General features: G+C 64.2%; 25 protein-coding genes and 1 tRNA gene. 15 read left to right on the top strand and 11 right to left on the bottom strand.

The window, feature by feature from the left end:
* Nucleotides 1-11 precede the first annotated feature (11 nt).
* From glnA to EAE28_RS02895, 3 genes are all read left to right on the top strand, one after another.
* Nucleotides 12-1,418, top strand: coding sequence for a type I glutamate--ammonia ligase (gene glnA / locus EAE28_RS02905; protein WP_127104308.1), 1,407 nt, complete (start codon nucleotides 12-14; stop codon nucleotides 1,416-1,418).
* Nucleotides 1,419-1,539: 121 nt separating this feature from the next.
* Complete coding sequence (locus EAE28_RS02900) at nucleotides 1,540-1,965, top strand: hypothetical protein (RefSeq protein ID WP_127104307.1); 426 nt, start codon at nucleotides 1,540-1,542, stop codon at nucleotides 1,963-1,965.
* 114 nt (nucleotides 1,966-2,079) lie between these two features.
* A complete protein-coding gene (locus tag EAE28_RS02895; RefSeq protein WP_127104306.1) occupies nucleotides 2,080-2,880 on the top strand; it encodes a hypothetical protein in 801 nt (266 codons plus the stop codon).
* Here the strand turns inward: EAE28_RS02895 and EAE28_RS02890 are convergent.
* Complete coding sequence (locus tag EAE28_RS02890; RefSeq protein ID WP_246022234.1) at nucleotides 2,877-3,656, bottom strand: heme-dependent oxidative N-demethylase family protein; 780 nt, start codon at nucleotides 3,654-3,656, stop codon at nucleotides 2,877-2,879. The genes EAE28_RS02895 and EAE28_RS02890 overlap by 4 nt on opposite strands.
* Before the next feature lie 82 nt (nucleotides 3,657-3,738).
* Between EAE28_RS02890 and dddP the strand changes: the two genes are divergently transcribed.
* Entirely contained in the window at nucleotides 3,739-5,073 is a 1,335-nt protein-coding gene (gene dddP / locus EAE28_RS02885) for a dimethylsulfonioproprionate lyase DddP (protein ID WP_127104305.1), read from the top strand.
* Between the two features lie 160 nt (nucleotides 5,074-5,233).
* Here dddP and EAE28_RS02880 read toward each other — a convergent pair whose 3' ends face one another.
* From EAE28_RS02880 to EAE28_RS02855, 6 genes are all read right to left on the bottom strand, one after another.
* Complete coding sequence (locus tag EAE28_RS02880; RefSeq protein WP_127104304.1) at nucleotides 5,234-6,052, bottom strand: DMT family transporter; 819 nt, start codon at nucleotides 6,050-6,052, stop codon at nucleotides 5,234-5,236.
* A gap of 1 nt (nucleotide 6,053) precedes the next feature.
* Nucleotides 6,054-7,187, bottom strand: coding sequence for an aminotransferase class V-fold PLP-dependent enzyme (locus EAE28_RS02875; RefSeq protein ID WP_127104303.1), 1,134 nt, complete (start codon nucleotides 7,185-7,187; stop codon nucleotides 6,054-6,056).
* Between the two features lie 66 nt (nucleotides 7,188-7,253).
* On the bottom strand, nucleotides 7,254-7,952 hold the full coding sequence (locus EAE28_RS02870) for a polysaccharide deacetylase family protein (RefSeq protein WP_127104302.1): 699 nt from the start codon (nucleotides 7,950-7,952) through the stop codon (nucleotides 7,254-7,256).
* A 38-nt stretch (nucleotides 7,953-7,990) separates the two neighbouring features.
* A complete protein-coding gene (locus EAE28_RS02865) occupies nucleotides 7,991-8,596 on the bottom strand; it encodes a LysE family transporter (protein WP_127104301.1) in 606 nt (201 codons plus the stop codon).
* Nucleotides 8,597-8,599: 3 nt separating this feature from the next.
* Nucleotides 8,600-9,052 carry an Lrp/AsnC family transcriptional regulator gene (locus EAE28_RS02860; RefSeq protein WP_127104300.1) on the bottom strand — a complete coding sequence of 151 codons (453 nt, stop codon included), beginning with the start codon at nucleotides 9,050-9,052 and terminating at the stop codon, nucleotides 8,600-8,602.
* A gap of 104 nt (nucleotides 9,053-9,156) precedes the next feature.
* Nucleotides 9,157-10,047 (bottom strand): LysR substrate-binding domain-containing protein, encoded by an 891-nt coding sequence (locus EAE28_RS02855; protein ID WP_127104299.1) that lies wholly within the window; start codon nucleotides 10,045-10,047, stop codon nucleotides 9,157-9,159.
* An 85-nt stretch (nucleotides 10,048-10,132) separates the two neighbouring features.
* Here EAE28_RS02855 and EAE28_RS02850 point away from each other — a divergent pair, with 85 nt between their 5' ends.
* The 6 genes from EAE28_RS02850 to EAE28_RS02825 are packed head-to-tail and all read left to right on the top strand — an operon-like array spanning nucleotide 10,133 to nucleotide 15,386.
* Nucleotides 10,133-11,338 carry a trans-sulfuration enzyme family protein gene (locus EAE28_RS02850; RefSeq protein ID WP_246022227.1) on the top strand — a complete coding sequence of 402 codons (1,206 nt, stop codon included), beginning with the start codon at nucleotides 10,133-10,135 and terminating at the stop codon, nucleotides 11,336-11,338.
* 51 nt (nucleotides 11,339-11,389) lie between these two features.
* Nucleotides 11,390-12,271: an ectoine/hydroxyectoine ABC transporter substrate-binding protein EhuB gene (gene ehuB / locus EAE28_RS02845; protein WP_127104298.1), complete on the top strand. Its 882-nt coding sequence runs from the start codon at nucleotides 11,390-11,392 to the stop codon at nucleotides 12,269-12,271.
* 24 nt (nucleotides 12,272-12,295) lie between these two features.
* A complete protein-coding gene (locus EAE28_RS02840; protein WP_127104297.1) occupies nucleotides 12,296-12,955 on the top strand; it encodes an amino acid ABC transporter permease in 660 nt (219 codons plus the stop codon).
* Entirely contained in the window at nucleotides 12,945-13,604 is a 660-nt protein-coding gene (gene ehuD, locus EAE28_RS02835; RefSeq protein ID WP_127104296.1) for an ectoine/hydroxyectoine ABC transporter permease subunit EhuD, read from the top strand. Before EAE28_RS02840 ends, ehuD begins: the two co-directional genes overlap by 11 nt.
* A 25-nt stretch (nucleotides 13,605-13,629) precedes the next feature.
* On the top strand, nucleotides 13,630-14,373 hold the full coding sequence (locus EAE28_RS02830; protein WP_127104295.1) for an amino acid ABC transporter ATP-binding protein: 744 nt from the start codon (nucleotides 13,630-13,632) through the stop codon (nucleotides 14,371-14,373).
* Between the two features lie 11 nt (nucleotides 14,374-14,384).
* Nucleotides 14,385-15,386, top strand: coding sequence for a succinylglutamate desuccinylase/aspartoacylase family protein (locus EAE28_RS02825; RefSeq protein ID WP_127104294.1), 1,002 nt, complete (start codon nucleotides 14,385-14,387; stop codon nucleotides 15,384-15,386).
* A gap of 353 nt (nucleotides 15,387-15,739) precedes the next feature.
* Here EAE28_RS02825 and EAE28_RS02820 read toward each other — a convergent pair whose 3' ends face one another.
* Nucleotides 15,740-16,210, bottom strand: a complete 471-nt coding sequence (locus EAE28_RS02820; RefSeq protein ID WP_127104293.1) for a hypothetical protein — start codon at nucleotides 16,208-16,210, stop codon at nucleotides 15,740-15,742.
* Between the two features lie 175 nt (nucleotides 16,211-16,385).
* On the opposite strand from EAE28_RS02820, the gene EAE28_RS02815 reads away from it, so the two are divergent.
* A complete protein-coding gene (locus EAE28_RS02815) occupies nucleotides 16,386-19,922 on the top strand; it encodes an Ig-like domain-containing protein (RefSeq protein WP_127104292.1) in 3,537 nt (1,178 codons plus the stop codon).
* A gap of 169 nt (nucleotides 19,923-20,091) precedes the next feature.
* Here EAE28_RS02815 and EAE28_RS02810 read toward each other — a convergent pair whose 3' ends face one another.
* Together EAE28_RS02810 and EAE28_RS02805 are read right to left on the bottom strand one after the other, a co-directional pair.
* The gene (locus EAE28_RS02810) at nucleotides 20,092-21,327 is read right to left on the bottom strand and encodes a sensor histidine kinase (RefSeq protein WP_127104291.1); all 1,236 of its coding nucleotides are present in this window, start codon (nucleotides 21,325-21,327) and stop codon (nucleotides 20,092-20,094) included.
* Nucleotides 21,324-21,977 (bottom strand): response regulator transcription factor, encoded by a 654-nt coding sequence (locus EAE28_RS02805; RefSeq protein WP_127104290.1) that lies wholly within the window; start codon nucleotides 21,975-21,977, stop codon nucleotides 21,324-21,326. Before EAE28_RS02805 ends, EAE28_RS02810 begins: the two co-directional genes overlap by 4 nt.
* Before the next feature lie 185 nt (nucleotides 21,978-22,162).
* On the opposite strand from EAE28_RS02805, the gene EAE28_RS02800 reads away from it, so the two are divergent.
* From EAE28_RS02800 to EAE28_RS02785, 3 genes are all read left to right on the top strand, one after another.
* Nucleotides 22,163-23,812, top strand: a complete 1,650-nt coding sequence (locus EAE28_RS02800; RefSeq protein ID WP_127104289.1) for a phosphoethanolamine transferase — start codon at nucleotides 22,163-22,165, stop codon at nucleotides 23,810-23,812.
* Nucleotides 23,809-24,204 carry a diacylglycerol kinase gene (locus EAE28_RS02795; protein ID WP_127104288.1) on the top strand — a complete coding sequence of 132 codons (396 nt, stop codon included), beginning with the start codon at nucleotides 23,809-23,811 and terminating at the stop codon, nucleotides 24,202-24,204. The genes EAE28_RS02800 and EAE28_RS02795 overlap by 4 nt, the downstream gene beginning before the upstream one ends.
* Before the next feature lie 278 nt (nucleotides 24,205-24,482).
* Nucleotides 24,483-24,556 (top strand) — tRNA-Gly (locus tag EAE28_RS02785).
* A 17-nt stretch (nucleotides 24,557-24,573) separates the two neighbouring features.
* On the opposite strand, the gene EAE28_RS02780 is transcribed toward EAE28_RS02785, so the two are convergent.
* The gene (locus tag EAE28_RS02780) at nucleotides 24,574-25,170 is read right to left on the bottom strand and encodes a sulfotransferase family 2 domain-containing protein (protein WP_127104287.1); all 597 of its coding nucleotides are present in this window, start codon (nucleotides 25,168-25,170) and stop codon (nucleotides 24,574-24,576) included.
* Nucleotides 25,171-25,343: 173 nt separating this feature from the next.
* Here EAE28_RS02780 and recA point away from each other — a divergent pair, with 173 nt between their 5' ends.
* Entirely contained in the window at nucleotides 25,344-26,411 is a 1,068-nt protein-coding gene (gene recA, locus EAE28_RS02775; RefSeq protein ID WP_127104286.1) for a recombinase RecA, read from the top strand.
* The last annotated feature ends 9 nt before the right edge of the window (nucleotides 26,412-26,420 follow it).

Raw genomic sequence — 26,420 nt, 5'->3', positions numbered from 1 at the left:
AGGGGACAAATATGAGCGTTGAAACGGTTCTCAAACTGATCAGCGACGAGCAGGTCGAGTATGTGGACATCCGCTTCACCGATCCGCGCGGAAAGCTGCAACACGTCACGGTCGTGTCGGATCTGGTCGATGAGGATTTCCTCGAAGAAGGCTTCATGTTCGACGGCTCGTCGATCGCCGGCTGGAAATCCATCGATCAGTCGGACATGAAACTGATGCCGGACACCACCAGTGTCTACATCGACCCGTTCTATGCCGAGAAAACCATCGCGCTGCACTGCGACGTGGTCGAGCCGGACACCGGCGAGTCCTATGACCGCTGCCCGCGCCAGACCGCCAAGCGCGCCGAGGCCTATCTGAAGTCGTCGGGTATCGGCGATGAAGCGTTCTTCGGCCCGGAAGCCGAGTTCTTCCTGTTCGACGACGTGCGCTATTCGGTCACCCCGCAGAAAGTGGCCTTCCAGATCGACGCTGATGCAGCGGCCTGGAACACGGATGCCGAGTTCGAGAGCGGCAACCTTGCACACCGCGCCGCGCATAAGGGCGGCTATTTCCCGGTCAACCCGGTGGACGAAGCGCAGGACATCCGGTCGGAAATGCTGTCGACGATGAAGTCGATCGGCATGAAGGTCGACAAGCACCACCACGAGGTCGCGACCTGCCAGCACGAACTGGGCATGATCTTTGGCGGCCTGTGCGAGCAAGCCGACAACATCCAGAAATACAAATACATCATTCACAACGTGGCCGCTGCTTACGGCAAGACCGCGACCTTCATGCCCAAGCCGATGAAGGGTGACAACGGCTCGGGCATGCACGTGAACATGTCGATCTGGAAAGACGGCAAGCCGCTGTTCGCGGGCGACCAGTATGCGGATCTGTCGGTGGAAGCGCTGTATTTCATCGGTGGTATCCTCAAGCACGCCAAGTCGCTGAACGCGCTGACCAACCCGTCGACCAACAGCTACAAGCGCCTGATCCCGGGCTTCGAAGCCCCCGTTCTGCGCGCGTATTCGGCCCGCAACCGCTCGGGCTGCGTTCGCATCCCGTGGACGGAATCGCCCAAAGCCAAGCGCGTCGAAGCCCGCTTCCCCGATCCGGCAGCGAACCCCTATCTGGCCTTCGCCGCTCTGCTGATGGCTGGGCTTGACGGCATCAAGAACAAGATCCACCCGGGCGAAGCCTCGGACAAGGATCTGTACGACCTGCCGCCCGAAGAACTGGCTGCCATCCCGACCGTCTGCGGCTCGCTGCGCGAAGCCCTGGAAGAGCTGGAAAAAGATCACGACTACCTGCTCGCAGGCGGCGTGTTCACCAAAGGCCAGCTGGAAGGCTACATGGCGCTGAAATGGGACGAGGTTTACTCTTTCGAGCACACCCCGCACCCGATCGAATACGCGATGTACTACAGCTGCTGATCTGAGGATCACGGTTTTGAGGGGCGCCCATAAGGGCGCCCCTTTTCCGTTTGGGGACGGGCGGATATAGACTACAGTTGCGCCGGACCCTCATGGTGTCGGGTCTCTGCAAGGACGGGCTATGACCAAGTACCACCCCCTCGATGTGCGTCATCCCGACAACCGGCCGTATCTGAGCAAGAATTACCTGCTCGACCCGCCGTCGATGACGCATAACACGCGCTATGACGCGGTCGAGCCCGCCCGTGGACGCGCCGCGCGTCTGGCCGAAATGGTTACCGCGCCGCTGGGCCGGGGACAGCGCGCCAGCACCGCCACCCCGTCCAGCCCGGTTCAGGCGACCGCGCCCTGGGGCAGCACGCCGTCCCGCGCCACACCGGTCGGCGCGACGTCCTCGGGTTCATCCCGCGCCGCCGGGATCTTGCGGACCGTGTTCTTTCTGGGGGTGTTTGGTTTCATCGTGCTGAACCAGACCGATGCGTTCGAGCAGATCACCGCCGAGCTGCGCGCTTGGTTCGCCGCGATGGGCATTGCGTTTCCTTTCTGATTTCTTCGGTCAAAGTCGTGCAAAATTGTTCAGACTTCCGGCGCGCTTGCGGGCCGGGCCTCTGGTATCCTTGCCCTCTGCGCGGCCAAGTCAGCGCAGCGGTGAAAGGGCATTATGCGCAAAGGGACAGGCATCGCCGGGGCAACGCTGCTCTTTGATGCGCGGGACAGTGAGCCGGACCTCGTGCTGGCCATGCAGTACCTGCTGGATGATCTGCGCGCCGAGGGGCGGCGCATTGTCGGCCTCAAGCTGACCTCCAGCACCCTGCGCCTGCGCGCAGAGCCGTATGAGATGGTGGTAACCGTCGCGCCTGATCCGCTACCCGCCAGCGCGATGCACGGCCTGCTGCGGCCCGCCATCGGCGACGCGCCCGATTTCGCCCGCGTCCATCTGGGTCGCGCCTTGCGCACCCATAGCCGTGCGATGGGGTTCCTGCTGCGCCGCCGGGGCGCTCCTCTGGCCGATCTGGACGAGGGCGAGCGTTTGCTGGTGCATGAAGGCCGCCATTGCCTGTTGTCGGTGCTTGAGGCGGCGACGCCCTCGTTGCTGATCTGGCAGCCGGGGGGCCTGGTGCTCAGCCTTGACGAATTCCGCCGCGCCGACGCCGCTGTACTGATCGCTCAGGGCGACCTCTCTGCGCCGCTGACCGCGCCGTCGCCGGACCGGCTCAGCCTGCCGCGTCCCGGCACCGAACGGGAACCGAGCGCCGAACAACCGCCGCCGGAAGCCGCCCTGCTGACCCGCGCGGATCGCCATGATAAACGCAGCCTCGGGCGGCTTTTTGGCAAGCCATCGACGCGCCCGCCCGTGGTGCCGCAGCTTGACCGCCAAAGCGAAAGGCTTGCCGTCGCGCTGCGTCAGGGCGACGGGCCAGAGCCACCGCCAAAGCGCCGCTTCTGGGCGGGCCGTGCTTAGCCGCGATGGCGCGCGTCAAAGGCGGCTTCTTCGACCGGGGTCAGCGTCTCGCGGCGCACCTGATAGGTGTGGATGGCAAACAGCACCGCCCGCGTCCGTTGCAACCGCATCAGGACCTGCCGCTCGCTGCGGATATAGCCACGCCGCTCGGTATCGGGCGCCCGCTTCTCGGCTTCGCGTCGCGGCTGAAACAACGCCGGATCGATGTAATCGAGCACATTGCCGCGCCACAGCGGTTGTTCTGGCCGGATCAGATCAAACAGGCGCTGAACCCGCTTCCCAAGGTTGGTATCATAGGACGAGACCGGCGTGTGAATGCCGGGCAAGCCGCGCCCGATCTTTTCGCTCAGCGTCCAGCTGGCGGGAAAGCAGAGCACGGCGGCCGTCATCACATGATGCCCGTCGGGGCCATCCTGCAACAGCACCAGATCCTCTTGCACCAACCTGCCCAGCACCGCCAGCGGCGCTCCCTCGCACGCGACAAACCGTCCGTCCGGGCAGCGCCAACCATCGCTCTGTGCCGTAAACCCCAAGGCGGGCAGCCGCGCCGTGACGGCTTCGAACAGCTCATCGACCGCCGCTTCCGAACCGGGCAGGGCGGCCATCACCGCGCAGGGTCGCTCGGCGAGCAGGCGTTCGCGCTCGGCCATCTGCTGCGCGTACACCTCGTCAACGCGCAACCAGTCCTCGGGATCGAGGGGCTGAATGCCGGGCAGGCGGCTCAGGCGCGGGTCCATCCAGGTCTTGAACGGCAAGGCATCGTGCAAAATCGCCATTGTGGCCTTTCCCCAAGTCGCTTTTGGACAAGACTGTCCATAAACCCTGCGCAAGGCTGGGCAGGGATTTCGGGGGCAGACGATGGACCACTACGCAGACCGGCGCAAGATTGACCCAACCCGCGGCGCAGAGCTGGGCGACGGCAGCGCCAATGACAATGACCGGGTCGAGATCGGCCCGACCCAACTGTCCTTCCGCGAATGGGAGGCTGCCGGCCTGACCTTGCCCGACCTGGCCAGGATGCGCGAGTACCGGCTGTCCCGGCTGGTGCAGGCGATACAAGCGCGCGATCTGGCCGGGCTTTTACTGTTTGATCCGCTCAATATCCGATACGCCACCGACACCACCAACATGCAGCTGTGGAACAGCCACAACCCGTTTCGCGCCTGCATGGTCTGCGCCAACGGGCACATGGTGGTCTGGGAATACAAGAACGCGCCGTTTCTGGTCGACTTCAACCCGCTGGTGAAGGAACTGCGCCACGGGGCGTCGTTTTTCTACGCGGTGACCGGCGACAAGGGGGGCGACGCGGCCAACGGCTTTGCGGGGCAGATCACCGAGGTGCTGCGCGCTCATGCCGGGGAGAACAAGCGGCTGGCGATCGACAAGATCCAGATCCTCGGGCTCAAGGCGCTGGAACGCGCCGGCTTCGAGATTCATGAGGGCGAGGAAGTCACCGAACGCGCCCGCGCGATCAAAGGCCCCGACGAGATTCTCGCCATGCGCTGCGCGAGCCACGCGTGCGAGGCTTCAATCGCAGAAATGGAACATTTTGCCCGAACCGAAATCCCTAAAGGCGGCGTGTCCGAGGATGACGTGTGGGCTGAACTGCACAAATCCAACATCCGGCGCGGCGGTGAATGGATTGAAACCCGCCTTCTCGCCTCGGGTCCGCGCACCAATCCCTGGTTTCAGGAATGCGGGCCGCGGATCATTCAGCCCGATGAGATCGTCGCCTTCGACACCGATCTGATCGGGGCATACGGCTTTTGCATCGACATCTCGCGTACCTGGTGGATCGGCGAAGGGAGACCGACCAATGCCATGGTCTCGGCCATGCACCACGCCGTTGATCACATCGCGCAGAATATGGCGATGCTCAAGCCAGGTGTGACGATCAAGGAACTGGTCCACAGCGGCCACCCGCTCGCGCCCGAGTTCTGGGCGCAGAAATACTCGTGCAAGATGCATGGCGTCGGGTTGTGCGATGAATGGCCCTATGTACCCTATCCCGATGGTTGGGTTGAGGGAGCCTTCGACGTCGCCCTGGAGCCGGGCATGGTGCTCTGCGTCGAGGCGCTGGTCTCGCCTGAAGGCGGGGATTTCTCGATCAAGCTGGAAGATCAGGTGCTGATCACCGAGACCGGTTTTGACAACCTGACGCGCTATCCGCTTGACGCTGCTCTGCTGGGGTAAGCCGCGGAACCGGGAGGATTTTCCATCCTCCCGAACCCTCCTGGAGGATAGTTGAAGACAGAAAATGGCGCATGATCATCTGTCCTTAAATATCCTGGGGGGTGAATTGGCCGTCAGGCCAAGAGGGGGGCAAGGCCCCCCTTGCCCGGTCCGCCACCGATCACCGTCGGCGTGGCAGGGTGGCCAGGGCGACCCCGGCCAGGACCACCACGCAGGCGACAAGCGCACCGCTGCTCAGCCGCTCGCCCAGCAGCATGGCACCCGCCGCCAGCGCGATCACCGGCACCGTCAGTTGTGCGGCAGCAGCTCGGGCGGCACCGAGCTGCGGCAGCACTGCGTACCACAGCGCGTACCCCAGACCTGAGGTTACGGCGCCCGACACGATTGCCAGCACCCAGCCCATCGGGGCGATGCTGCCCAGACCAGCAGGGAGGCAGGCCAGCGCGACCATCGGCGTCGCCAGCAAGAAATTCGCCGCCGTCGCCTGAAGCGGATCGGCAGCGCGGCGACCGGCGAGGGAATAGAGGCCCCATCCAAGCGCGGCGGCGCCCATCAGCAGGGCGGGGGGAAGGGCGGGAACCGCATCAGCGCCCGGCAACAGCAGCCCGGCCAGCCCGGCCAGCGCCAGCCCCGCGCCCCAGAATCGGCGCGCGGGCGGCTGTTCGCCCCCCATCACGGCACCGGCCAGCATCGTTACCTGCACGCCCGCGAACAGGATCAGCGCGCCGATGCCGCTGTCCAGCGCCCGGTAAGCCAAGGAAAAGCCGACCAGATACAGCGTCAGCCAGACTGCCGGGAGCAGGTTCGTCCGCCCCGGTCGCGCCCGCGCCAAAACCGCCAGCACCAATGCGCCCGCCGTCACGCGGATCAGCGCGAAGGGCAGGGCCTCGATCAGCCCGCCGCCAACCGCGGCGCGGTTTAGCAGCGAGTTGGCGGCGAAGGCTACCATCACCAGCGCGCTGAGCGCGAGCAGGCGCATGTCAGGCAGTGACTTCCACGGCTTTCAATGCCGCATCGAGTCGCGACAGCGTACCCGGCACGTCCTTGAGCTTGTCCAGACCAAAAAGGCCGATGCGGAAGGTGCGGAACCCGTCACCCTCGCCAACCATCAGCGGCACGCCCGCCGCGATCTGATACCCGGCGGCGGCAAAGGCCGAGCCGTTCTGCAACTCAGGCCGCTCGGTAAAGCACACCACGACGCCCGGCGCGCCGAAACCCTCTGCGGCCAGCGGCGGGTGGCCATAGGCGGCCAGCAGCGCCCGCGCGCCTTTGCCAAGCGCGCATTGTGCCTTCTTCGCGGCCTCGAAGCCCAGTGCCTTGGTTTCCAGCATCGCATCGCGCAGACCGGCCAGCGCGTCGGTCGGCAGGGTGGCGTGATAGGCGTGGCCACCGTCCTCATAGGCCTTCATGATCGCGCGCCATTTCTTCAGGTCCAGCGCGAAACTGTCCGAGGTGGTCTCGGCCAGACGCGCCTCGGCGCGCGGGCCCATGACCACGATCCCGGCGGACGGCGAGGCGCTCCAACCCTTTTGCGGGGCGGAAACCAGCACGTCGACACCGAGCGCTTTCATATCGACCCAGGCCGCGCCCGAGGCGATGCAATCAAGCACCATCAGCGCGCCGATATCATGCGCCGCATCGGCCAGCGCCTTGATATAGTCGTCGGGCAGGATCATCCCGGCCGAGGTTTCCACATGCGGCGCGAAGACAGCCTGCGGGGCTTCGGCGCGGATCTTGGCGGTGACCTCGGCGATCGGGGCCGGGGCATAGGCCGCCTGCGGGCCATTGCCACCGGGGCGGGCCATCATCACCTCGGTGCCGTCGTTCAGATCGCCCGCGTCAAAGATCGCGCTCCAGCGGAACGAGAACAGCCCGTTGCGTACGACAAGGCATTTGCCCCGCGCGAACTGGCGGGCAACCGATTCCATCGCGAAGGTGCCGCCACCGGGCACCAGCGCCACAGCAGTGCCGTTGTAGACCTCTTTCAGCATGCCCGAGATGTCACGCATGACACCCTGAAAACGCTGGGACATATGGTTCAGGGACCGGTCGGTGAAGACGACCGAGAATTCCTCGAGTCCGCCTTGGTCGATGGCATCATGAAGCGCGGGCATCGGGTTCTCCGTGTTTGATTTGCGCGCCAACTTAGGCCGGGCGGCCCCCCGGCGCAACGTGGCGCGTCACGGCGTCGCGGCGATCAGCGCAGCGACCGTGACAAGACGGAAGCCGCGAGCGCGCAGCCCGTCGATGATCCCGGGCAGGGCTGCGCGGGTGGCGGTGCGGTCGGGGGCCATCGCGTGCAGGCGCAGGATCGAGCCGGGCCGAGCCGCGTCGAGTGCCGCGCGCACGATGCGTTCAGCGCCGGCGTTGGGGTCCTGATCGGGGGCAATATCCCACATCACGGTCGTGCGGCCCTGTTGGGCCAGCACCCACGGCAGCACAAACAGGCGTCGTCCCTGCGGCGGGCGAAACAGGATCGGCCCGGTAAATCCGGCGGCCCGGATCGCGGCATCGGTGCGGGCCAGCGTGTCTTCGACAAAGGCCGGTCGCACCAGCAGCAGGGGGGTGTCGCCAAAGGACTGGTTGCCCAGTTCATGGCCCGCCGCAACCAGCGTCGCGGCCAGGTGCGGGTGCGCGACAACCGCGCGTCCGGTGACAAAGAAAGTCGCCCGTACTCCGCGCCCGGACAGGATGCCGAGCAGGGCCTCGGTCTGGCCGGGTTGTGGCCCGCCGTCGAAGGTCAGGGCGATCAGCGGTTGCGCGGTCTCGACGCGGGCAATCACCGTCCCGAACAGCTGAAAGTTGCGCGCCTGCGACAAGAACCAGAGCGCGGCGGCGCCCAGCGTCAGGATCACGATCAGGGCAAGCAGGCGTCGCATCCGTGCAGCCTGCGCCCCGGGGGCAGGCTCAGTCCAGCCTAGAGCGCGGGGATGAGCGCCCAGCCGCCGAGGCCGATCAGCATCAGCGCCGAGAGCCGCGCAACGACGCGACCGAACCCTGCGGGCAGGCGGCTGCGAGTCAGCGCCACACCGCCCGACAGGATCGCCCACCACATCAGCGACCCAAGGAACACACCGGTCACGGCCAACGCCGCGCTGCTGGCGCTGGCGTCTTCGGCCAGCCCCAGCCCGGCGAACATCGCCACAAAGGACAGGATCGTTGCCGGATTGGCGATGGTCAGCGCATAGGTCGCCGCCGCGGTGGTGATCAGGGTGCGGGCATTGGCTGTGGCGGGCGTTGCTTGGCCGCCACCACTCAGCCAGCCGCGTATCCCCAGGCCGATCAGCAACAGGCCGCCAAGGATGCGCACCCAGCCCGCGCCACCATCCAGCACACTGGCCAGAGCGGCAAAGCCGAAAGCGGCGAAGGCGGCGTAGGTCGCATCGGCCAGCGCGGTGCCGACGCCCCCGGCAAACCCGGCGGCGAAGCCCATTTGCAGCGTGCGCGCGATGCATAGCGCGCCAATGGGGCCGAGCGGGATGGCCACGGCGAAGCCCAAAAGAATCGCTTTGAAGAACAACATGCTTCAGCCCGCGCAGGGCGGCACAAAGACCCCCGGCACCGGGGAGGACAGCGCCAGCACCGTTTGCGAGCGACCCAGAAATCCCTGCTGTTTCAGTCCCGCCAGAAACGTCTCAAGATCGGCCAGCGACCCTGTGCGCATCTTGACCAGATAGGACCACTCACCAGTGACATGATGGCACTCCTCGATCTGCGGATCGGCGGCGGCATGGGCGCGGAAAGCGGCCTCGTCGGCGCGCTCGGACAGGGCGATCCAGACAAAGGCGAGGATGGGCAGATCCAGCGCCTGCGCCTCAACCGCGACGGTGAACCGCTGGATCGCACCACTGGCCACAAGGCGGCGCAGACGTTCGTTCACGGCCGAGGGCGACAGGCCAACATGCGCGCCGATATCCGAAAGCGCGCGGCGGGCATCTTGGCTCAGAAGGCTGATGATTGTGCGGTCAATGTCATCCATGACCGCAATATTTGTTGAGAGGCTGGCGATTCGCAAGGTAAATTCATGGCTGGGTCAGCTTGGAGCGTCACGCTAGGGAAAGCCCGCACCTTCAAGGCACCCGATCAGCCGGTCTGCTGGCGCGCGACCTCTTCGAAGGCATCAATGCAGGCTTTGACAATCCGTGAGGGGCGGGTCTGCGGCGCGGTCAACAACAGCGTGCGGAAGTGGATCGCGGGCACAAAGGGGCGCAGTTCGATCTGGGTGCCGCGATACAGCTCGGCGGTGAGCGGATTGACAAAGCCGCAGCCGATCCCCGCCGCGATCATCGCACACACGGTCGAGGAATAGGGCGTCTCGAACACGATCCGCGGTGTCGATCCGGCGGCGCGCAGGATCGCGTCGGCCTCTTGCCGGGTGGTGTCTTCTGCGGCCAGCGCAACGAATTCCTGCCCGTCCAGATCCTTTGGCGTGATCGACTCCAACGCGCACAGCGGGTGCCCCTTGGGCAGACCAACCATCGCGCATTTGGTCACGAAGGACCGCGCATCGACGCCGCTCAGGTCGATTTCGTCGGCAGCAAGGCCAAAGTCGAATTGCCCGGCCACAACCAGATCACGCACAACGGACGACATATGCGTCTGCATGGTGATCGCGACCTCGGGGTACGCGCGGTGAAAGGCGGCCAGCGCCAGCGGCGCGATGGTGGTGCTATAGGCTGACAGGCAGGCGATGCGAATCTCGCCCGCGCCGAAATCGCGGATCCGCGCGGCAGCAGAGTTGAGCCGCGACAGGCCGATGAAGCAGGCTTCGACCTCTCGGTGCAGCATCTGCCCTTCGGCGGTGGGAACCATGCGGCCCTTGATCCGCTCGAACAGCGCAAAGCCGATGCTGCGCTCAAGCTCGATGATCGCCTTGGACGCGGCAGGTTGCGAGATGCGCAGCAGATCGGCGGCCCGTGACACCGTGCCGGCGGTCATGATGGTGTGGAAAATCTCGATCTGTCGTTGGTTCACGGCAAGGAATCCATAACCTGAGAGAATGGAGTAATCAGATCTTAGTATTGGACGGAATAGATCGCAACGCCGTAAAACCGGGGCTATGAAGACGAGTCCCGAGGATGCCATGCACGACCAGACGCTTTGCGTGACCCCGCCTGAGGCCGATATGACTGGCTTTGACACGCTGGCGGTGCCGGTCTACCGCGCCAGCACGATCCCCTTCGCCGATGCCGAGGGCTATCAGAACCGCCGCCTGCGCGGGCCGGATGGCTACAGCTATGGGCTGGGCGGTACGCCGACCACGCGGTCGCTGGAAGGCCAGATCACCGCGCTGGAAGGCGGCGCGCGGACCGTGCTGGTGCCGTCGGGGCAGGCCGGGATTTCGGTGGCAATGCTGACCTTGGTTCAGGCGGGGCAGAAGATCCTGATGCCCGACACGATCTATCCCCCCGCGCGTGATTTTGCCCGTCAGGATCTGGCGCGGATGGGGATCGTGACTGACTTCTACGATCCCGGTTCGCTGGATGATCTGCGGGCGCGGCTCGACGACCAGACGCGACTGGTGTGGCTGGAATCGCCCGGCTCGACCACGATGGAATTGCAGGATTTCGCCGCCATTGCCGATCTGGCGCATGCGCATGGCGCGCTGGTGGGCTGCGACAATACATGGGCGACGCCGCTCAATTTCAAACCCATCGCCCATGGTGCCGATCTGGTGGTCGAGGCGCTGACCAAGTATTTCTCGGGCCATTCCGATGTGCTGATGGGCTCGATCACCACCGCGTCGGTCGAGATGGGCCACCAGTTGCGCCGGTCGCTGGGGCGTTTGGGCATCGGCGTGTCGCCGGATGATTGCTCGCTGGTGCTGCGCGGTATGCAGACGATGAGCATTCGCATGCAGCATGCCTCGGCGGTTGCCCTGCGGGTGGCGCAGTGGATGCAGACCCGCGCCGCCGTGACGCATGTCCTGCACCCCGCGCTGCCCGACTGCCCGGGCCACGCGCTGTGGAAACGCGATTTCACCGGCTCAAGCGCCGTGTTCAGCATCGTCCTGACCGCCGAGGCGGAAGCGCGGCTGATGCGGGCGCTGGATACGTTGGACCATTTCGTGATCGGTGCCTCATGGGGCGGCACACGCAGCCTGCTGGCGCCGATGAACATCTCCGGGGACCGCAGCCTGCCGCGTGCAGGCGCACCCGAAACCTATCTGCGCGTCAGTATCGGGCTCGAAAATGAAGCCGATCTGATGGCGGACCTCGAGCGGTTGTTCGCAGCACTCGAAGAAACAGCGCGTGACGCTGAATAAAAACAAACCTGGCCGACAGCCAACCCCCCTCCCAACAGACAGGACGTCCAGATGACCCAGACCCGACGCAACTTTCTTGCCGCCACCCTGTGCAGCGCCGCGCTTGCCAGCGGATTTGCCGCGCCTGCCATGGCCGATACTGCCCTGACCGAGCGCCTGTCTTCGGACACGCTGGTCATCGGCATTCACAACCGTGCGCCCTGGGGCTTTCGCGGCACCGACGGCGAGGCCACCGGCTATCACCCTGATCTGGTGCGGGCCGCCTTCTCGCATCTGGGTGTCGAGAACATTGAATTCGTTATCTCGGATTTCGGCGCGCTGATCCCCGGCCTCAGCGCCAACCGTTTCGACATGATCGCCTCGGGGATCGCCATCACGCCTGAGCGGTGCGAGCAGGTAATCTTCAGCGAGCCGGATCTGTCCATCGGCGACGGGCTGCTGGTCGAGCAGGGCAACCCGCATAACATCCACTCCTACGCCGATTTCGTCCAGAACCCGGATCTGATACTGGCCGGGGGCCGGGGCACGCTGAACTCGCGCAACGCGATGGAAGCCGGCGTACCCGAGGATCAGATGCTGCAACTGCCCGAAACCAACGATCTGGTCTCGGCGCTGCTGGCCGGACGGGCACAGGCGGCGACGCTGTCGTCGCCCTCGGTGATCTCGCTTCTGGCTGATCCCAACCTGGCCGAGCGCGGACTCGAGCGCGCTGAGCCGTTTGAGGGCCTGATGCGGGCTGACGGCACCCCGGCGGCGATGTATACCGCCATCGCCTTCCGGCCCGAGGATACCGCGCTGCGCGACGCCTATAACGCGCAGCTGTCCGTCATGATCGAGGACGGAACGCTGGAAGAAATCATGGGCCGCTATGGCTTCGGCCCGGCTGAAATGCCGCCGTCGCGGACCACGGCTGATATCTGCGCCGCCAACTGACGTCGTCGTTGAAGGACAGGCTTCGTGACCTTCCCAAACATCCTTGCGGGCATCTTTGAGGGGTTCGGCGTCACCGCTACCGTGACGTTCTACGGCATGCTCTACGCCGTGCCCTTCGCCTTTGGCGCTGGCATCCTGCAGCACTTCACGCGCGGGTGGGCCCGGCTTGCCGTTACCGCCGTGATCGAGTTCTGGCGCTCGTCGCCGGTGATCATCACCTTGTTTGTGATGTATTACACGCTGCCCAGCTTCGGCCTCACCCTGTCGGGGATGACGGTCGGGGCGATGGCGCTGGGGCTCAACATCGGTGGCTATGGCAGCCAGGCCGTGCGGGCAGCCCTGCAATCGCTCGACAAGGGACAAGTTGAGGCCGGGCTCGCGCTCGGCCTCAGGCGCTGGGAGGTGCTGGGGCTGGTTGAGCTGCCGCAGGCCTTCACCGCCATGCTGCCCAGCTTCGTCAACCAGTTCATCCAGCTCGTCAAAGGGACTGCGCTGGTGTCGCTGATCACCCTGACCGACATGACCTTTCGCGCCAAAGAGCTGTCGCAGCTGAGCTATGACCCGGTTGGCACCTATACCGGCCTGCTCGTGGCCTATTTCATCGTCTGTTATCCCGCGACCATTCTGGGACGGATGCTGGAGCGGCGGGTCTCAACGCCCGCAAGGGGGCTTCATGACCTTTGATGTCGATTTCGCACTCTCGACACTGCCCTTCATTCTCAAGGGCTTGTTCACCACGCTTTGGGTCACGGTGGCCAGCGCGCTCGGCGCGTCGATCCTGGGGTTCGTGTTCGAGGTATTGCGCCGCACCAGCCGCGTGATGGGGCTGCTCATGCGCTTTGTCATCGACGCGATCCGCTCGACTCCGGTACTGGTGCAGCTCTATTTCTTGTACTTCGTGTTGCCGTTCTGGGGCGTCGTGCTGCCTGCGCTGGTCGTCGGCGTGATCGGATTGAGCGTCTATTACAGCGGCTATCTGGCCGAAGTGTTCAAGGCCGGGATTGATGCCATCCCGCGCGGGCAGACCGAGGCGGCCAAGGCCATCGGCCTGACCCGGCTCGATGTCATCGCCTTTGTCATCGCCCCGCAGATGCTGCGCAACATCGCGGCACCGATGGGCAACTACTTTGTGTCGATCCTCAAGGCGACGCCGTATCTGGCGGTCATCGCGGTGCCCGAGATGCTGGGCTCGGCGCTGGATATCGGCTCGCGAACCTTCCGCTATGCCGAACCCATGCTGGTGGTCGGCGCGATCTTCCTGGTGCTGGCCGTCGCGATCGGGCAGGGCGTCCGGTGGCTGGAACTGCGCCTGCTCGCCTCGGCCAAACGCTGAGCGCCGCGTATTGAAAGTGAGAGCAATGACCGAAACTGTGATCCCCGCCGTCTCGCTGCAGGGCGTGACCAAGAAATACGGGACGTTTCAGGCGCTGACCAACGTCTCGCTCACCGTCGCCAAGGGCGAGCGCGTGGTGATCTGCGGGCCATCGGGGTCGGGCAAGTCCACGCTGATCCGCTGCATCAACCAGCTTGAGCGGCACGACGGGGGCAAGATCATCGTCGACGGGGCCGAGATCGGCGCGCACGGCACCCGCCTGCCGGAACTGCGGCGCGAGGTCGGGATGGTGTTCCAGCACTTCAACCTGTTCCCGCACCTGACCGTGTTGCGCAACTGCACGCTGGCGCTGACCCGTGCCCGCAAGATGCCGCGCGCCAAGGCCGAAGAGATCGCGCATCATTACCTTGCGCGCGTGCGCATCCCCGAGCAGGCTGACAAGTTTCCCAGCCAGTTGTCAGGCGGCCAGCAGCAGCGCGTCGCCATCGCGCGGGCGCTGTGCATGAACCCGCAGGTGATCCTGTTCGACGAGCCGACCTCGGCGCTGGATCCCGAAATGATCAAGGAAGTGCTCGATGTCATGATCGACCTTGCGCAGGGTCAGATGACGATGATCTGCGTGACGCATGAGATGGGCTTTGCGCGCAAGGTGGCTGACCGGGTGGTGTTCATGGACCGGGGCGAGATCGTCGAAGCCGCGCCGCCCGAAGACTTCTTCAACTCCCCGCAGAACGAGCGGACGCGCTTGTTTCTCGGGCAAATCCTGTGAAAGGCGCGGCGATGGACAAGAGCATGGTCTGGTGTGGACTGGATTTCGACGCCGAAGGCAAGGACAGCGATTTCCTGCGCATTCCGCATTCGGTCGACACCTCGGCCTATGGCTGGATCGGCGTCCCGGTGGTGCGCATCAAGAACGGCGAGGGGCCGACCGCCTTGCTCTGCGCAGGCAACCATGGCGATGAGTACGAGGGACAGGTCGCGCTTAACCGTCTGGCCCGCGCGATCGACGCGGCGGATGTCACGGGCCGGGTGATCATCCTGCCCCCGCTCAACGCCCCGGCCGTGCGCGCCGGACGCCGTGTCTCGCCCCTCGACGAGGGCAACCTGAACCGCGCCTTTCCCGGGCGCGCTGCGGGGACGCCGACCGAGATGCTGGCGCATTACATCTCGACTGAACTTTTTGCGCGTGCCGATCTGGTCATCGACCTGCATTCGGGCGGGCGTTCGCTGAACTATGTGCATTGCGGGTTGGGACACTACGGCAAGGCACCCGAGACCGATGCAGCCATCCGCAAGCTGCTTGAGGTCTTCAGTGCTCCCTGGAGCATCTTGACGCAAGGCGGTGGTGGCGGGGGGGCGACAACCCTCTACGCCGCTGCCGCCGAGCGCGGGATACCGGCGATCACCTGCGAACTGGGGGGCGGTGCCACGCTGGACCCCGAAGGCACACGCCACGCCGAAGAAGGCACGCGCCGCGTTCTGGCGGCCTACGGGATCTGGCAGGGCGCTGACGTTCCGCCGCGCGCCGAGACGCGTTTTGCGCGGACCTTGCCGCGCGATCTGTCGATCTACGCCCGCCACGCCGGTCTGTTCGAGCCGCACGCAGCGCCGGGCGACGCGGTCAGCAAAGGCCAGAGTGCGGGCCTGCTCTATCACATCGATCAGGTGCTGACCCCGCCGACCGAACTGCGGTTCGCCGCGGAAGGCATCGTCTCATGCCGCCGGGCGCTGACGCTGGCGGGACTGGGCGATTGTCTGTTCAATCTGGCGGAAACGATCTGACGGCAGCGACGCCGAGACGTGGCGCGTGTCACCGGCATAAACGCGGGCGTGACGGGCGGCATTGCGCGGATCGCTGAGGCGGCCGGGGGAAGCCTGACGGTCTGTGCTTAGGGGCCTCTGGCGCGCCAATTGTCCACGCGCGGTCCATGGTGTCACGAAAGCCATGAACGGTGCCGGGCGGCTTTCGGCCCAAGGCAAACAGTCAAGCAATAGCGAGCGGGTGGTTGTTCTTGCCTGGGAAACAGAGATGGTTTGCCAGAGGCAATATCTGTTGATTTTTACAGACCAACGGTCGCAACAGAGTTTTCGGTTTTAATAGCTGTGACCTAAACGCCGCACAAGCCGTTGTTTTCTCATGACAAGCCAGCAGGCTCTTTTCCTTTTTCCTTTAATTGTGGAAATTGCCGCTGCTTGAGAACCCCCGGTGTAAACAGCCTCACCGGTAAGATGTCGGCTTTCGGGAAGATCCGAAGACGCGTATTCGCGTCTTTCCGTCGCAAGCAACTGGCTAAATGGATGCAGCGCAGTCGAAGGACTGTGTCACCCATGGGGTATGTTGCTTGTTCTTCATGCCCCAGACTTAAGGGGAAGAAGATGAACGGACGAAGTTTTCTCAAACACATCGCGATGGCTTTGGTGGTGCTGTGTTGCACCAGTGCTTTTATCCAGAAAGCCCATGCCCAAGACACCAGGCGACCACGCGTCGTGTCGATTACACGGTATGATCCTTTAGAGGAACGTGTCGATGCAAAAAGCGAATTGATGTGGGAAATAACCTTTTCCGAACCGGTGACAGACGTCAATCTCTCAACGGATTTTGGCATATATCACTCAAGCGGCCTTCCATTTCGCTCTGCCTTAGCAACGACAGAAACCGAAGTGTCTTCATCTGTCTATCGTTTGGGACTTACATTCGATGTTGGCGCGAGTGATGGTACGGGCACTGTAAGCTTAGGGTTATTCTCCACAGCGACCATCTACGATCTTGCGGGTAATGCCATGACCATTTTTTCAGTGATCGGCACGAGTGAGGGCTACCGCATTGACAATATGGGCCCGACGCTGTCGATCACCTCGTCGTCCAGCCAGCCGACCAACAATTCCGTGGTCCCGCTGACATTCACCTTTTCCGAAACCGCGACCGGGTTCGACGTAAGCGACCTGACCCTGGTTTCAGGCACCGGCTCCTTTTCGAATTTCAGCGGCAGCGGCAATACCTATACTGCCGATCTGACCCTCAGCTCCACAGGAGCGTTTCAGGTCTCCGTTGCCGATGCGGCAGCCGCCGATCAGCTCGGCAATCTGGGCACAGGCGCGACATTCAGCGGCACGCGGGATGTGACAGCGCCGAGCGCTGTGATCTCCGCGATCCCCACTGAGGTGAATGGCCCTTTCAATGTGACCGTGACCTTCAACGAGGACATGACCGGATTTGCACTTGGCGATTTCACCGTTGTGAACGGCACGGCGTCGAACCTTCAGACCGTCTCGGCACAGGTCTACTCTGCCACGATCACGCCCGACGCCGACGGCACGGTCTCCGTGTCCGTGGCTGCAAGCGCTGCCACGGATGCGGCGGGCAATGGCAACACCGTGTCCAACACGGTGAGCACCACGGCGGATGTGACCCGCCCGACGGTGACGCTCGATGTGCCAACCGGGCCTGTGAATGCGCCCTTCACGCTGACGATGACCTTATCCGAACAGGTGAGCGCGATCGCTTTGGGCAACATTTCGGTCAGCAATGGCGCGGCCTCGAACTTGCAACAAACCAGCACGACCACTTTCACGGCGACGATCACCCCCACCGCAGACGGCACGGTGACGGTCAATTTCCCTGCGAACCTCGTGACGGACCTTGCCGGTCTTGGCAACGAGGCGGCGACGGCGGCGACCATCACTGCCGACCTGACCGCCCCGACGCCGACGGTAAGCCTGACCGCCAACGCACCGGGCGACCCCTATACCGCCACGATCAGCTTCGATGAGGATGTGACGGGCTTCGCGCTCGACGACATCACCGTGACGAACGGCGTTGCCTCGAACTTGCAAACCGTCTCTGCACGGCTCTATTCGGCCTCGATCACGCCATCGGCCGACGGCACGATGACCGTGTCGGTGGCCGCGGGCGTCGCCAGCGATGCGGCGGGCAATAGCAACATCGCCTCCAACACAGCAAGCACCACGGCGGATGTGACCCGCCCGACGGTGACGCTGGCTATGCCCTCGGGTCTGGTGAACGCGGCCTTCACGCTGACAATGACCTTCTCCGAAGAGGTAGCCGGGCTCGAGCTTGGGGACATCAGCGTCACCAACGGCACGGCGTCCGATCTGCAACAGACGAGCGCCACGCTCTACACCGCCACGATCACACCCACCGCAGACGGGGCCGTGACGGTCAACTTTGCCGAGAACGTCGTGACGGACCTCGCCGGGCTGGGCAACACGGCCGCGACGGCTGTGACCAACACCGCCGACCTGACCGCCCCGACGCCGACGGTCAGCCTAACCGCCAACGCGCCGGGCGACCCCTATACCGCCACGATCAGCTTTGATGAGGATGTGACGGGCTTCGCGCTTGGCGACATCACCGTGACGAACGGCGTTGCCTCGAACTTGCAAACCGTCTCTGCACGGCTCTATTCGGCCTCGATCACGCCATCGGCCGACGGCATGATGACCGTGTCGGTGGGCGCGGCTGTCGCCAGCGATGCGGCGGGCAACGAGAGCATTGCCTCGAACACGGCAAGCACCACGGCGGATGTGACCCGCCCGACGGTGACGCTGGATATGCCCTCGGGTCTGGTGAACGCGGCCTTCACGCTGACAATGACCTTCTCCGAAGAGGTGGCCGGGCTCGAGCTTGGGGACATCAGCGTCACCAACGGCACGGCGTCCGATCTGCAACAGACGAGCGCCACGCTCTACACCGCCACGATCACACCCACCGCAGACGGAGCCGTGACGGTCAACTTTGCCGAGAACGTCGTGACGGACCTTGCCGGGCTGGGCAACACGGCGGCGACGGCTGTGACCAACACCGCCGACCTGACCGCCCCGACGCCGACGCTTACCGCAACGCCGGGCTTTCCCGGAACGCCTTATACGGTGACGATCAGCTTTGATGAGGATGTGACCGGCCTGGCGCTGGGGGATTTCGCCACCACGAATGTGGATCTTTCCAACTTGTCGGGCACGGGCGACAGCTACACGCTTCAGGCAACGGGCACCGATTTCGCGCAGTCGGTCCAGCTACTTGCCGGCACGGTTCTCGACGCGGCGGGCAATGGAAATCTCGCGTCGAACACCATTGTCGTGGTGCCTGATGGCAGTACGCCGGGTTTGACGATAGCGGGCGTCCCGGACAGGATCACCCGCGGCCAGACCTTCGATGTGACCTTTACCTTCAGCGAGACTGTTATCGGGTTCGAGGCGTCGGATATTTCCCTCACCAACGCGTCGATGGGGACGCTGAGGGGAAGTGGCGCGGTCTATTCTGCGACCCTCACGCCGAATGATCGCGGCAACGTCACCGTGGCGGTTGCAGACGGTGCGGCCCGCGACATCACGGGGGAGCCGTCTGTCGGGGCCACGGCTGTCGCGCAGCTCGACACATCGGCCGAGCAAAGCGAAGCGGTCGCGCATTTCTTGCAAGGACGCGCGCGCAGCCTGATCCAGAACCAACCGGACGTCGCGCGTTTTGTCACAGGGGAGCACTCGGGCAGTGCCTCTGTCAGTGTCACGCGTGCGGGCGGAAACTTCACCCTGAGCTCGCGTGGGAACGGACCGCTGTGGCTGGCCGTTTCCGGTTCGTGGTCCGAAAGCGATAGCGAAGAATTGCGCTATGGCCTCGCGTCCCTTGGCTATCACAGGCAGCTGTCTTCTGGAGCAATCGTCGGCGCGATGCTGCAATATGACTTCGCGCAACAAGAGGACGCGCGGGGGACCACGGTCGAAGGGACGGGCTGGCTTGTCGGCCCCTATTTCGCTGCCCAGATCGGCGATCATCCGTTCTTTGTCGATGGGCGGCTTTTGTTCGGACAGACGGACAACGACATCACCCTGTCCACCGGACAGAGCGGCCGCTTCTCGGGTGACCGTCTGTTGGCCACCTTGGGGGCGCAGGGGCGCATCGCGACGGAAAGGGGATGGACCCTTATCCCCAATCTGACGCTGAGCCATGTCAGCGACGCGCAAAATGCCTATGTCAGCGCCGGTACGGTTGTTCCTGAGCAAAGGGTGACCCTGACCGAGCTTGCACTCGGAATGGATTTCGAAGTTCCGATCCTTGTGTCCCAAGGCGATCTGCTGCTCGATTTCGGGGTCTCGGGGATCTACAGCCGCACCGAGGGCAGCGGGGCTGCCAGTGCCTATATTACGCAAGAAGAAGGCCATCGCCTGCGCCTGGATTTCGGTCTGAGCTATGACAACGGGCAGGGGCTTCGCTCCTCCGGCGCTGCCTTTGTCGAGGGTTTGGGCCGCGATGCCGACGTCTCCGGCTACGGCCTGTCTTTCGAGGTCGCCCTCACCTTCTGACCGTGAATGCGCCGAAACATGGAAATACAACGCCCGCTGACCCCTGGTTGGCGGGCGTTCTGTTTCGGGTGGTGCTCAGGTGTCTGATCCCAGGGTTTGATGGTGCGATCCTTTCGCCAAGACCTCGGGCGGCGAGGCTACTGCCGCAGGATCGCGGGGCTTTCGACGCTCACTCCGTCTCGAACTGAGGGAAGCGCAGTTCGACACGCACCACTTGCTGCCGTGTCGTCCGTGTCAGCGAAACCCCTATCGCCTTGGCGAGAGCCGCGACGATGGACAAGCCCAGCCCGACGCCCGAGGAGCCGTCGCCGCGACTGAAACGGGTCTCGGGAAGAAGGATGCTGTCTGCGGGGTTTTCAATGGTCAGTACACAGGAAGGCGTGAGGAGCAGGCGCACCTCGCCGGTGCCGTGCTCGAGCGCATTCTCTATCAGGTTGCGCAGCAGGATCGCCAGCGCGTCGGCATCGGCGGCGACCATCAGGCTCTCGAGGTCCGCATCGTCGAAGTGGATCGGGTGGGGGCTCGACGGGCGCAACTCGTCGATCAGCAACCGCAGGATGCGCACCAGATCCGTCGGGCCGCGGCCAATTCCGACGCCCGCTTCGAGCCGCGCAAGTTGCAGCAGCCGCTCTACCCGTCTGGTCAGCGCATCGACCGTCACCACGGCAGCCACCGCATCGGGATCAGCCGACAGCTCCAGCCGGCTGCGAAGGGCGGCAAGCGGGGTGCGCAGTTCGTGCGAGGCATTGGCGACGAAATCGCGCTCGGACCGGCGCAGCTCTTCGATCCGGGCCAGATAGGCGTCGAAGGTCTCGGCAAGTGGGATCAGTTCCTGCGGCAAGCCCGCGGCGCCGAGCGGCGAGAAGTCATCCGGGCGACGCACCGCCACCGCGACGGCCAGTTTGGCGACCGGGCGCGTGGCATCGGTCACGATGCGACGAAGGCCCCATAGCAGCAGTGCGACCAGCGGAAGGGTCAGAACCAGCAGCGCAGAGGCGGCTTCCATCACCTCTTCGCGCCGCCATGTGGTGGTATGAGCGGCCTCTATTACCGCGCCTTCGGCGGTTCGGCGCAGGATGCGCCAGCCCGGCGCATCCTGATAGCCGTCGACGGTGGACGATGGCCAGGGGGCCGGGGCGGGGGGCACCAGTGGTGAAAGAATGCGCAGCACGCGCTCACCGTCGCTGGTCTCGACCCCCAGACTGCGGGGAATAACCCCGTCCTGCGTGCTGTCAAGAAACAGCAGCGTGGCCTCGACAAGGACGTTCAACTCCTGGTCGAACATTTCGTTCATTTCATGGTTCAACGCCATGATCGAAAGCGTGATGGTGGCAAGCCAGCCCGCGATGACCAGACCCAGAACGCGCCCGCTCAGACGCCGGTTCAAGGACCAGGGCGTCGTCATGGCAGCACATAGCCGAGACCGCGCCGTGTCTCGATGAGGCCTGCCCCCAGCTTCTGCCGCAGGCGCGATACATAGACTTCGACGGCGTTGCCTTCGACGGCGGCATCGAAGGTATAGAGGGCCTCTTCCAGCGTGGATTTGCTGAGCACCCGCCCACGGGCGCCGATGAACGTATCGAACAGCGCCCATTCGCGGGCGGTCAGGCGGATCTCGGCGCCGTCGCGCCAGAGGCGCGCGGCCGCGCGGTCGACCTCAAGTTCGGCCACCTGCATCCGTGTTTCCGGCAGGCCCTGTCCGCGGCGGGCATGAGCGCGGATGCGGGCGGACAATTCGCGCAGGTCGTAGGGTTTGACGACGTAATCATCCGCACCCGCATCCAGTCCTGCGATCCGGTCGCTGATCTGGTCAAGCGCGGTGGCAATGATGACCGGTGTGCGGTCGCCCGCTGCGCGCCACGCTTTCAGCAGCGAAAGGCCGGACCCGTCGGGCAGGCCGAGGTCGAGAATGACGCAGGCAAAATCTGCCCCGTCGCGCGCAGCGCGGGCTGTCGCAGCATCGGGCGCATGATCCACGGCGTGGCCCTCGCCCTGCAGGAACCGCAGGACGGACCGGGCCAGATCGTCACTGTCTTCGACAAGCAGGAGTCGCATGGCCCTGCATAGCGCGCCCAAGCCGAGCCGGCGACAGAATTAATTGCAAAGGGCCGGGTCTGTAAGCTTGTCGAAAGTTTGGCTTGCTAGGACCGCCGTGTTGGCCGTGGCCGGGATCCGGCCAGGGATGATCCGATGATGCCTCCCCGGCGGCCAGTCCTCACAGTGCGAAAGTAGTCCACCCCATGACAGAAACCTCCGTCCAGCCCCCGAAGCTGTTCCTGACCCGGCCCGTGATCGGGCAGACACTGCTCACCGTCCTTGTTGCCAGCTATATCATGGTGATGCTGAACGCCGGGTTCTGGTCGCGGCTGTCGCAGATATTCCCTGACTCGCTCTGGCAGGAAGCCCTGTTCGGGGCGGCCATCTGGGCGCTGACGGTCCTGACGCTCGAGCTGCTGGGGCCCTGGCGGTTGCAACAGCCGGTGGCGGCGCTGTTGATCGTGATCGCGGCCTCGGCCAACTACTATGAGCAGTCTTTCGGTGTGCTGATCGACCGCGAGATGGTGCGCAACATTTTCGAGACGACGGTGGCAGAGTCGCGGCATCTGGTGACCTCGGGCATGGTGGTGCAGATCGCCCTTACCGGGGTGCTGCCGGCCTTGCTGGTGTTTTGGCCAAGGGTGCGCAGACTTGCGTGGTGGCATCACCTCTGGCGCTGGCCAGTGGCTGTGATCGTGTCTTTCGCGCTGATGTTGGGCGCCCTGTTTGCCGACTACAAAGCCTTCTCGGCGGTGTTGCGCGAGCACCATGACCTTATGACGGCGTATCTGCCGGGAGCCCCGATCATCGCCGCACTGCGCTATGGCCGCGAGCAATGGAGCACCGCCGATCCGGTTGCCCGCCCGCTTGGCACGGATGCGCACCCGGGACCGGCGCTGGCGGCGGCAGACGAGCCAGTGCTGCTGGTGATTTTCGCCGGTGAAACCCTGCGGGCGCAGAACTTCGGTCTGAACGGCTATGCGCGTGACACGACGCCGGGGTTGCGTGAGCGTGGCGTGATCAATTTCAGCGACATGACGTCCTGTGGCACCTCGACTGCTGTGTCGCTGCCGTGCATGTTCTCGCGGCTGACGCAGGCCGAATATTCCCGTTCCAGCTTTCTGCAAGAGGAAAATCTGCTTGATGTTCTGGGGCATGCGGGGCTGGCCGTGGAATGGTATGACAACAATACCGGCGACCAGCGGATCGCCGCGCGCGCTGGCTGGCAGCGGGTGGATGCCGCGCTGGCACCCGAGGCCTGTACCGGCGAATGTACAGATGAGGTCTTTTTGCCGCTGATCGAGGACCGACTGGCCACGATCACGCAGGACACGGTTCTTGTCTTGCACATGATCGGCAGCCATGGCCCGGCCTATCACCTGCGCTATCCGCCCGAACGGGCCGTTTTCCAGCCGTCCTGCGAGACCTCGCAGTTTTCAGACTGTGCCGTCGCCGAGATCGTGAACGCCTACGACAACTCGGTTCTGGAAACCGATTTCGTTCTGTCGCGCGCCATCGACCTGATGGCAGCCTCGAACAGGGTTCTGCCGGCGATGATCTTCCTGTCGGACCACGGCGAGTCGCTGGGCGAAAATGGCCTCTACCTGCACGCCGCCCCCGGCTTCATGGCACCGGCTGAGCAAACCCATGTGCCCATGGTGATGTGGTTGGGCGACGATTTCCGCACAGCCATGGCGCTGGACCCTGTCTGCCTGTCCGAAGCAGCGAACCAGCCGGTCAGTCAGGACAACCTGTTTCACACCGTGCTGGGGTTGCTGGACGTCACAACCTCGGTTCGTGACCCCGGACTCGACTTGGCCGGGCCGTGCCGCCGCGCGGAGGTCAGCGGATGACCGCACCGCTTCGCGATACACCCCGCGCCGTGACGCCTGCGCGAGGCGGGTTGCTCCATGTGCTCGACGCGGCCAGCTATTCCCTGGCCGGGCTGCGTCGGCTGTGGGGCGAAACCGCCGCCCGGCTTGAGATCGGCGGGGCTGGGATCGTCGCCATCGCCTTCGTGTGGTTCGGGGTGCAGCCGTGGCACTGGCTGGTCGCGGTCGGGCTTTTCGCCGCGATCCTCGCGACAGAGGCGATCAACACCGCGATTGAGGTGCTGACCGACCGTCTCTCGCCCGAATGGTCGCAGATGGCCAAAGACGCCAAGGATCTCGGCTCGCTCGCGGTCGGGCTCATGCTGCTGGTGGCCGCAGCCTTCGTCGGGTTGGTGTTGACGGGGTTGGTGTGACACGGGCGCGCTTAAGCCCGCCGTCACCCCGAAGATCATTGCCGCCGCCGCGGTGGCCGCCATGGCCAGCGCGCCCCGAAAGGTGACGCGGATGGCACCCTTTGCCCGGTTCGCACCGCTGACAGAAGGCCAGAGGCCACCCAGCACCGACGCTTTGGCGCGTCGGCTTGTCGGGGATGAAGACCCGACAGCACTCGCCTTGGGACCAAGATGCGGTCTTATCGAAGCGAGTGCTCTTGACGGGCGAAAGTCGATGAAATACCAGCACGACGTACTGTGCGGGCGTTGTGTAATGGTAAGACCTCAGCCTTCCAAGCTGATGACGCGGGTTCGATTCCCGCCGCCCGCTCCAGATTTTCCGCCCAGATCTCAGCCGATGGACGCATACAGCGCGTAGTCTGCCGACAGCCGCGATTGTGCACGGGCACGCAAAGCATCGGGCAGGGCACCGTCGCCCTTGGGTGAGACGTTCACCTCGGGCAGTTCGATGGCGAAATCCAGAAGCTCTTCCAGATACGCGACAAACCCGCCGATCGCTTCATAGCGAAACAGCCGGTCAACGCCGCAGGCGCTTCCGTCATCGCCCCTCAGAAACGCCGATTGGCAGCCCACATCGGCGACCACGCTGCGCGGGGTGTCGAGATGCCCCTCGATGAAGTCGGCAAAGCTCATGCCCATCGTCGAGCCCGGCAGCTCGAACATATCCTCGCGCTGGCGTACCCGGTACCACGAGCCCAGCCAGTCGATCGGCTCGCGCATCAGCGCCACGGCTGTGAAGTCCTGACCCGACAGCTCGCGCAGATAGGGCCGCAGGAACCGCTGCCAGTTGCGCGCATCGCTGTGCTTGAGCGCGCCGGGTTGCATCACCGACAGCGATGCGAGCGGTGCCAGCGCGGTTTCGATCGCCGTGGACCCGGTTTTTGGCGTGGCCAGGATCACCAGGCGCTGTTCCCAGAAGACAAGCATCGCGCGCCCTTTCCCCGACGGTTTGAACGGTTTCTTAACTAAACTGGCAAAAATAGGGAATGCGACAAAGAAAGCTTGAAATGTTCTCTCTATGTCCGCATATAGATGAGAACATTGACGGAACAAACGCTGTATTGTGGCCCCGGGCGGGCTGTGAAATAAGGGGCTAAACCATGGCAACCGCGAGCCTTCTCGACATGCAGGACAAGCGTTCACAGGATAAGCAGAAAGCACTCGACTCGGCATTGGCCCAGATCGAACGTCAGTTCGGTAAGGGGTCGATCATGCGTCTCGGGGCCGATAACCCTGTGGCCGAGATTGAGTCGACCTCGACCGGCTCGCTCGGTCTGGATATCGCGCTGGGGATCGGTGGACTGCCCAAGGGGCGGATCATCGAAATCTATGGGCCGGAAAGCTCAGGTAAAACGACTCTGACCCTGCATGTGATTGCAGAGGAACAGAAAAAAGGCGGCGTCTGCGCCTTTGTCGATGCCGAGCACGCGCTTGATCCGCAATATGCCAAGCGTCTGGGCGTCAATCTGGACGAGCTGCTGATCTCGCAGCCTGACACGGGCGAGCAGGGGTTGGAGATCGTCGATACGCTGGTGCGTTCGGGCGCGGTGTCGTTGGTGGTGGTCGACTCGGTCGCTGCCCTCACCCCGAAGTCCGAGCTTGAGGGCGACATGGGCGACTCCAGTGTGGGCGTTCACGCCCGCCTGATGAGCCAGGCCATGCGCAAACTGACCGGTTCGATCAGCCGGTCGAACTGTATGGTCATCTTCATTAACCAGATTCGCATGAAGATCGGCGTCATGTTCGGCTCGCCCGAAACGACGACCGGCGGCAACGCGCTGAAATTCTACGCCTCGGTTCGTCTGGACATCCGCCGCATCGGCTCGGTCAAGGACCGTGACGAAATCGTCGGCAACCAGACCCGCGTGAAAGTGGTGAAGAACAAGGTTGCGCCGCCGTTCAAGCAGGTTGAATTCGACATCATGTATGGCGACGGGATCTCGAAAACCGGCGAGCTGATCGACATTGGCGTCAAGGCGGGCGTCGTAGAGAAGTCCGGCTCGTGGTATTCCTACGGCGATGAACGGATCGGGCAGGGGCGTGAGAATGCCAAGGGCTATCTCAAGGCCAACCCGACCATCGCGATGGAGATTGAAGACAAGATCCGCGCCGCCAACGGTCTGGATTTCCACGTCGGTGAAGAAGAAGGCCCCGTGCTCGACGATTAAGGAACGGTT

This window comes from Pararhodobacter zhoushanensis (assembly GCF_003990445.1).
GTDB classification, from domain to species: Bacteria; Pseudomonadota; Alphaproteobacteria; order Rhodobacterales; family Rhodobacteraceae; genus Pararhodobacter; species Pararhodobacter zhoushanensis.
Note: the sequence above shows the minus strand (reverse complement) of the source record. Positions and strands in the feature narration are given on the sequence as shown.

Bases quoted from the DNA above. Each gene is read 5' to 3' on its own strand.
- EAE28_RS02795 (WP_127104288.1), top strand. From the start codon at position 23,809: ATGACCGCACCGCTTCGCGATACACCCCGCGCCGTGACGCCTGCGCGA.
- glnA (WP_127104308.1), top strand. From the start codon at position 12: ATGAGCGTTGAAACGGTTCTCAAACTGATCAGCGACGAGCAGGTCGAG.
- EAE28_RS02870 (WP_127104302.1), bottom strand. From the start codon at position 7,952: ATGCGACGCCTGCTTGCCCTGATCGTGATCCTGACGCTGGGCGCCGCC.
- EAE28_RS02875 (WP_127104303.1), bottom strand. From the start codon at position 7,187: ATGCCCGCGCTTCATGATGCCATCGACCAAGGCGGACTCGAGGAATTC.
- ehuD (WP_127104296.1), top strand. From the start codon at position 12,945: ATGACCTTTGATGTCGATTTCGCACTCTCGACACTGCCCTTCATTCTC.
- dddP (WP_127104305.1), top strand. From the start codon at position 3,739: ATGGACCACTACGCAGACCGGCGCAAGATTGACCCAACCCGCGGCGCA.
- EAE28_RS02800 (WP_127104289.1), top strand. From the start codon at position 22,163: ATGACAGAAACCTCCGTCCAGCCCCCGAAGCTGTTCCTGACCCGGCCC.
- EAE28_RS02865 (WP_127104301.1), bottom strand. From the start codon at position 8,596: ATGTTGTTCTTCAAAGCGATTCTTTTGGGCTTCGCCGTGGCCATCCCG.
- EAE28_RS02895 (WP_127104306.1), top strand. From the start codon at position 2,080: ATGCGCAAAGGGACAGGCATCGCCGGGGCAACGCTGCTCTTTGATGCG.
- EAE28_RS02880 (WP_127104304.1), bottom strand. From the start codon at position 6,052: ATGCGCCTGCTCGCGCTCAGCGCGCTGGTGATGGTAGCCTTCGCCGCC.
- EAE28_RS02850 (WP_246022227.1), top strand. From the start codon at position 10,133: ATGAAGACGAGTCCCGAGGATGCCATGCACGACCAGACGCTTTGCGTG.
- EAE28_RS02820 (WP_127104293.1), bottom strand. From the start codon at position 16,210: ATGCCAAAATCCGTTGAGAGATTGACGTCTGTCACCGGTTCGGAAAAG.
- recA (WP_127104286.1), top strand. From the start codon at position 25,344: ATGGCAACCGCGAGCCTTCTCGACATGCAGGACAAGCGTTCACAGGAT.
- EAE28_RS02825 (WP_127104294.1), top strand. From the start codon at position 14,385: ATGGACAAGAGCATGGTCTGGTGTGGACTGGATTTCGACGCCGAAGGC.
- EAE28_RS02815 (WP_127104292.1), top strand. From the start codon at position 16,386: ATGACCATTTTTTCAGTGATCGGCACGAGTGAGGGCTACCGCATTGAC.
- EAE28_RS02810 (WP_127104291.1), bottom strand. From the start codon at position 21,327: ATGACGACGCCCTGGTCCTTGAACCGGCGTCTGAGCGGGCGCGTTCTG.
- EAE28_RS02860 (WP_127104300.1), bottom strand. From the start codon at position 9,052: ATGGATGACATTGACCGCACAATCATCAGCCTTCTGAGCCAAGATGCC.
- EAE28_RS02900 (WP_127104307.1), top strand. From the start codon at position 1,540: ATGACCAAGTACCACCCCCTCGATGTGCGTCATCCCGACAACCGGCCG.
- EAE28_RS02830 (WP_127104295.1), top strand. From the start codon at position 13,630: ATGACCGAAACTGTGATCCCCGCCGTCTCGCTGCAGGGCGTGACCAAG.
- ehuB (WP_127104298.1), top strand. From the start codon at position 11,390: ATGACCCAGACCCGACGCAACTTTCTTGCCGCCACCCTGTGCAGCGCC.
- EAE28_RS02890 (WP_246022234.1), bottom strand. From the start codon at position 3,656: ATGGCGATTTTGCACGATGCCTTGCCGTTCAAGACCTGGATGGACCCG.
- EAE28_RS02780 (WP_127104287.1), bottom strand. From the start codon at position 25,170: ATGCTTGTCTTCTGGGAACAGCGCCTGGTGATCCTGGCCACGCCAAAA.
- EAE28_RS02805 (WP_127104290.1), bottom strand. From the start codon at position 21,977: ATGCGACTCCTGCTTGTCGAAGACAGTGACGATCTGGCCCGGTCCGTC.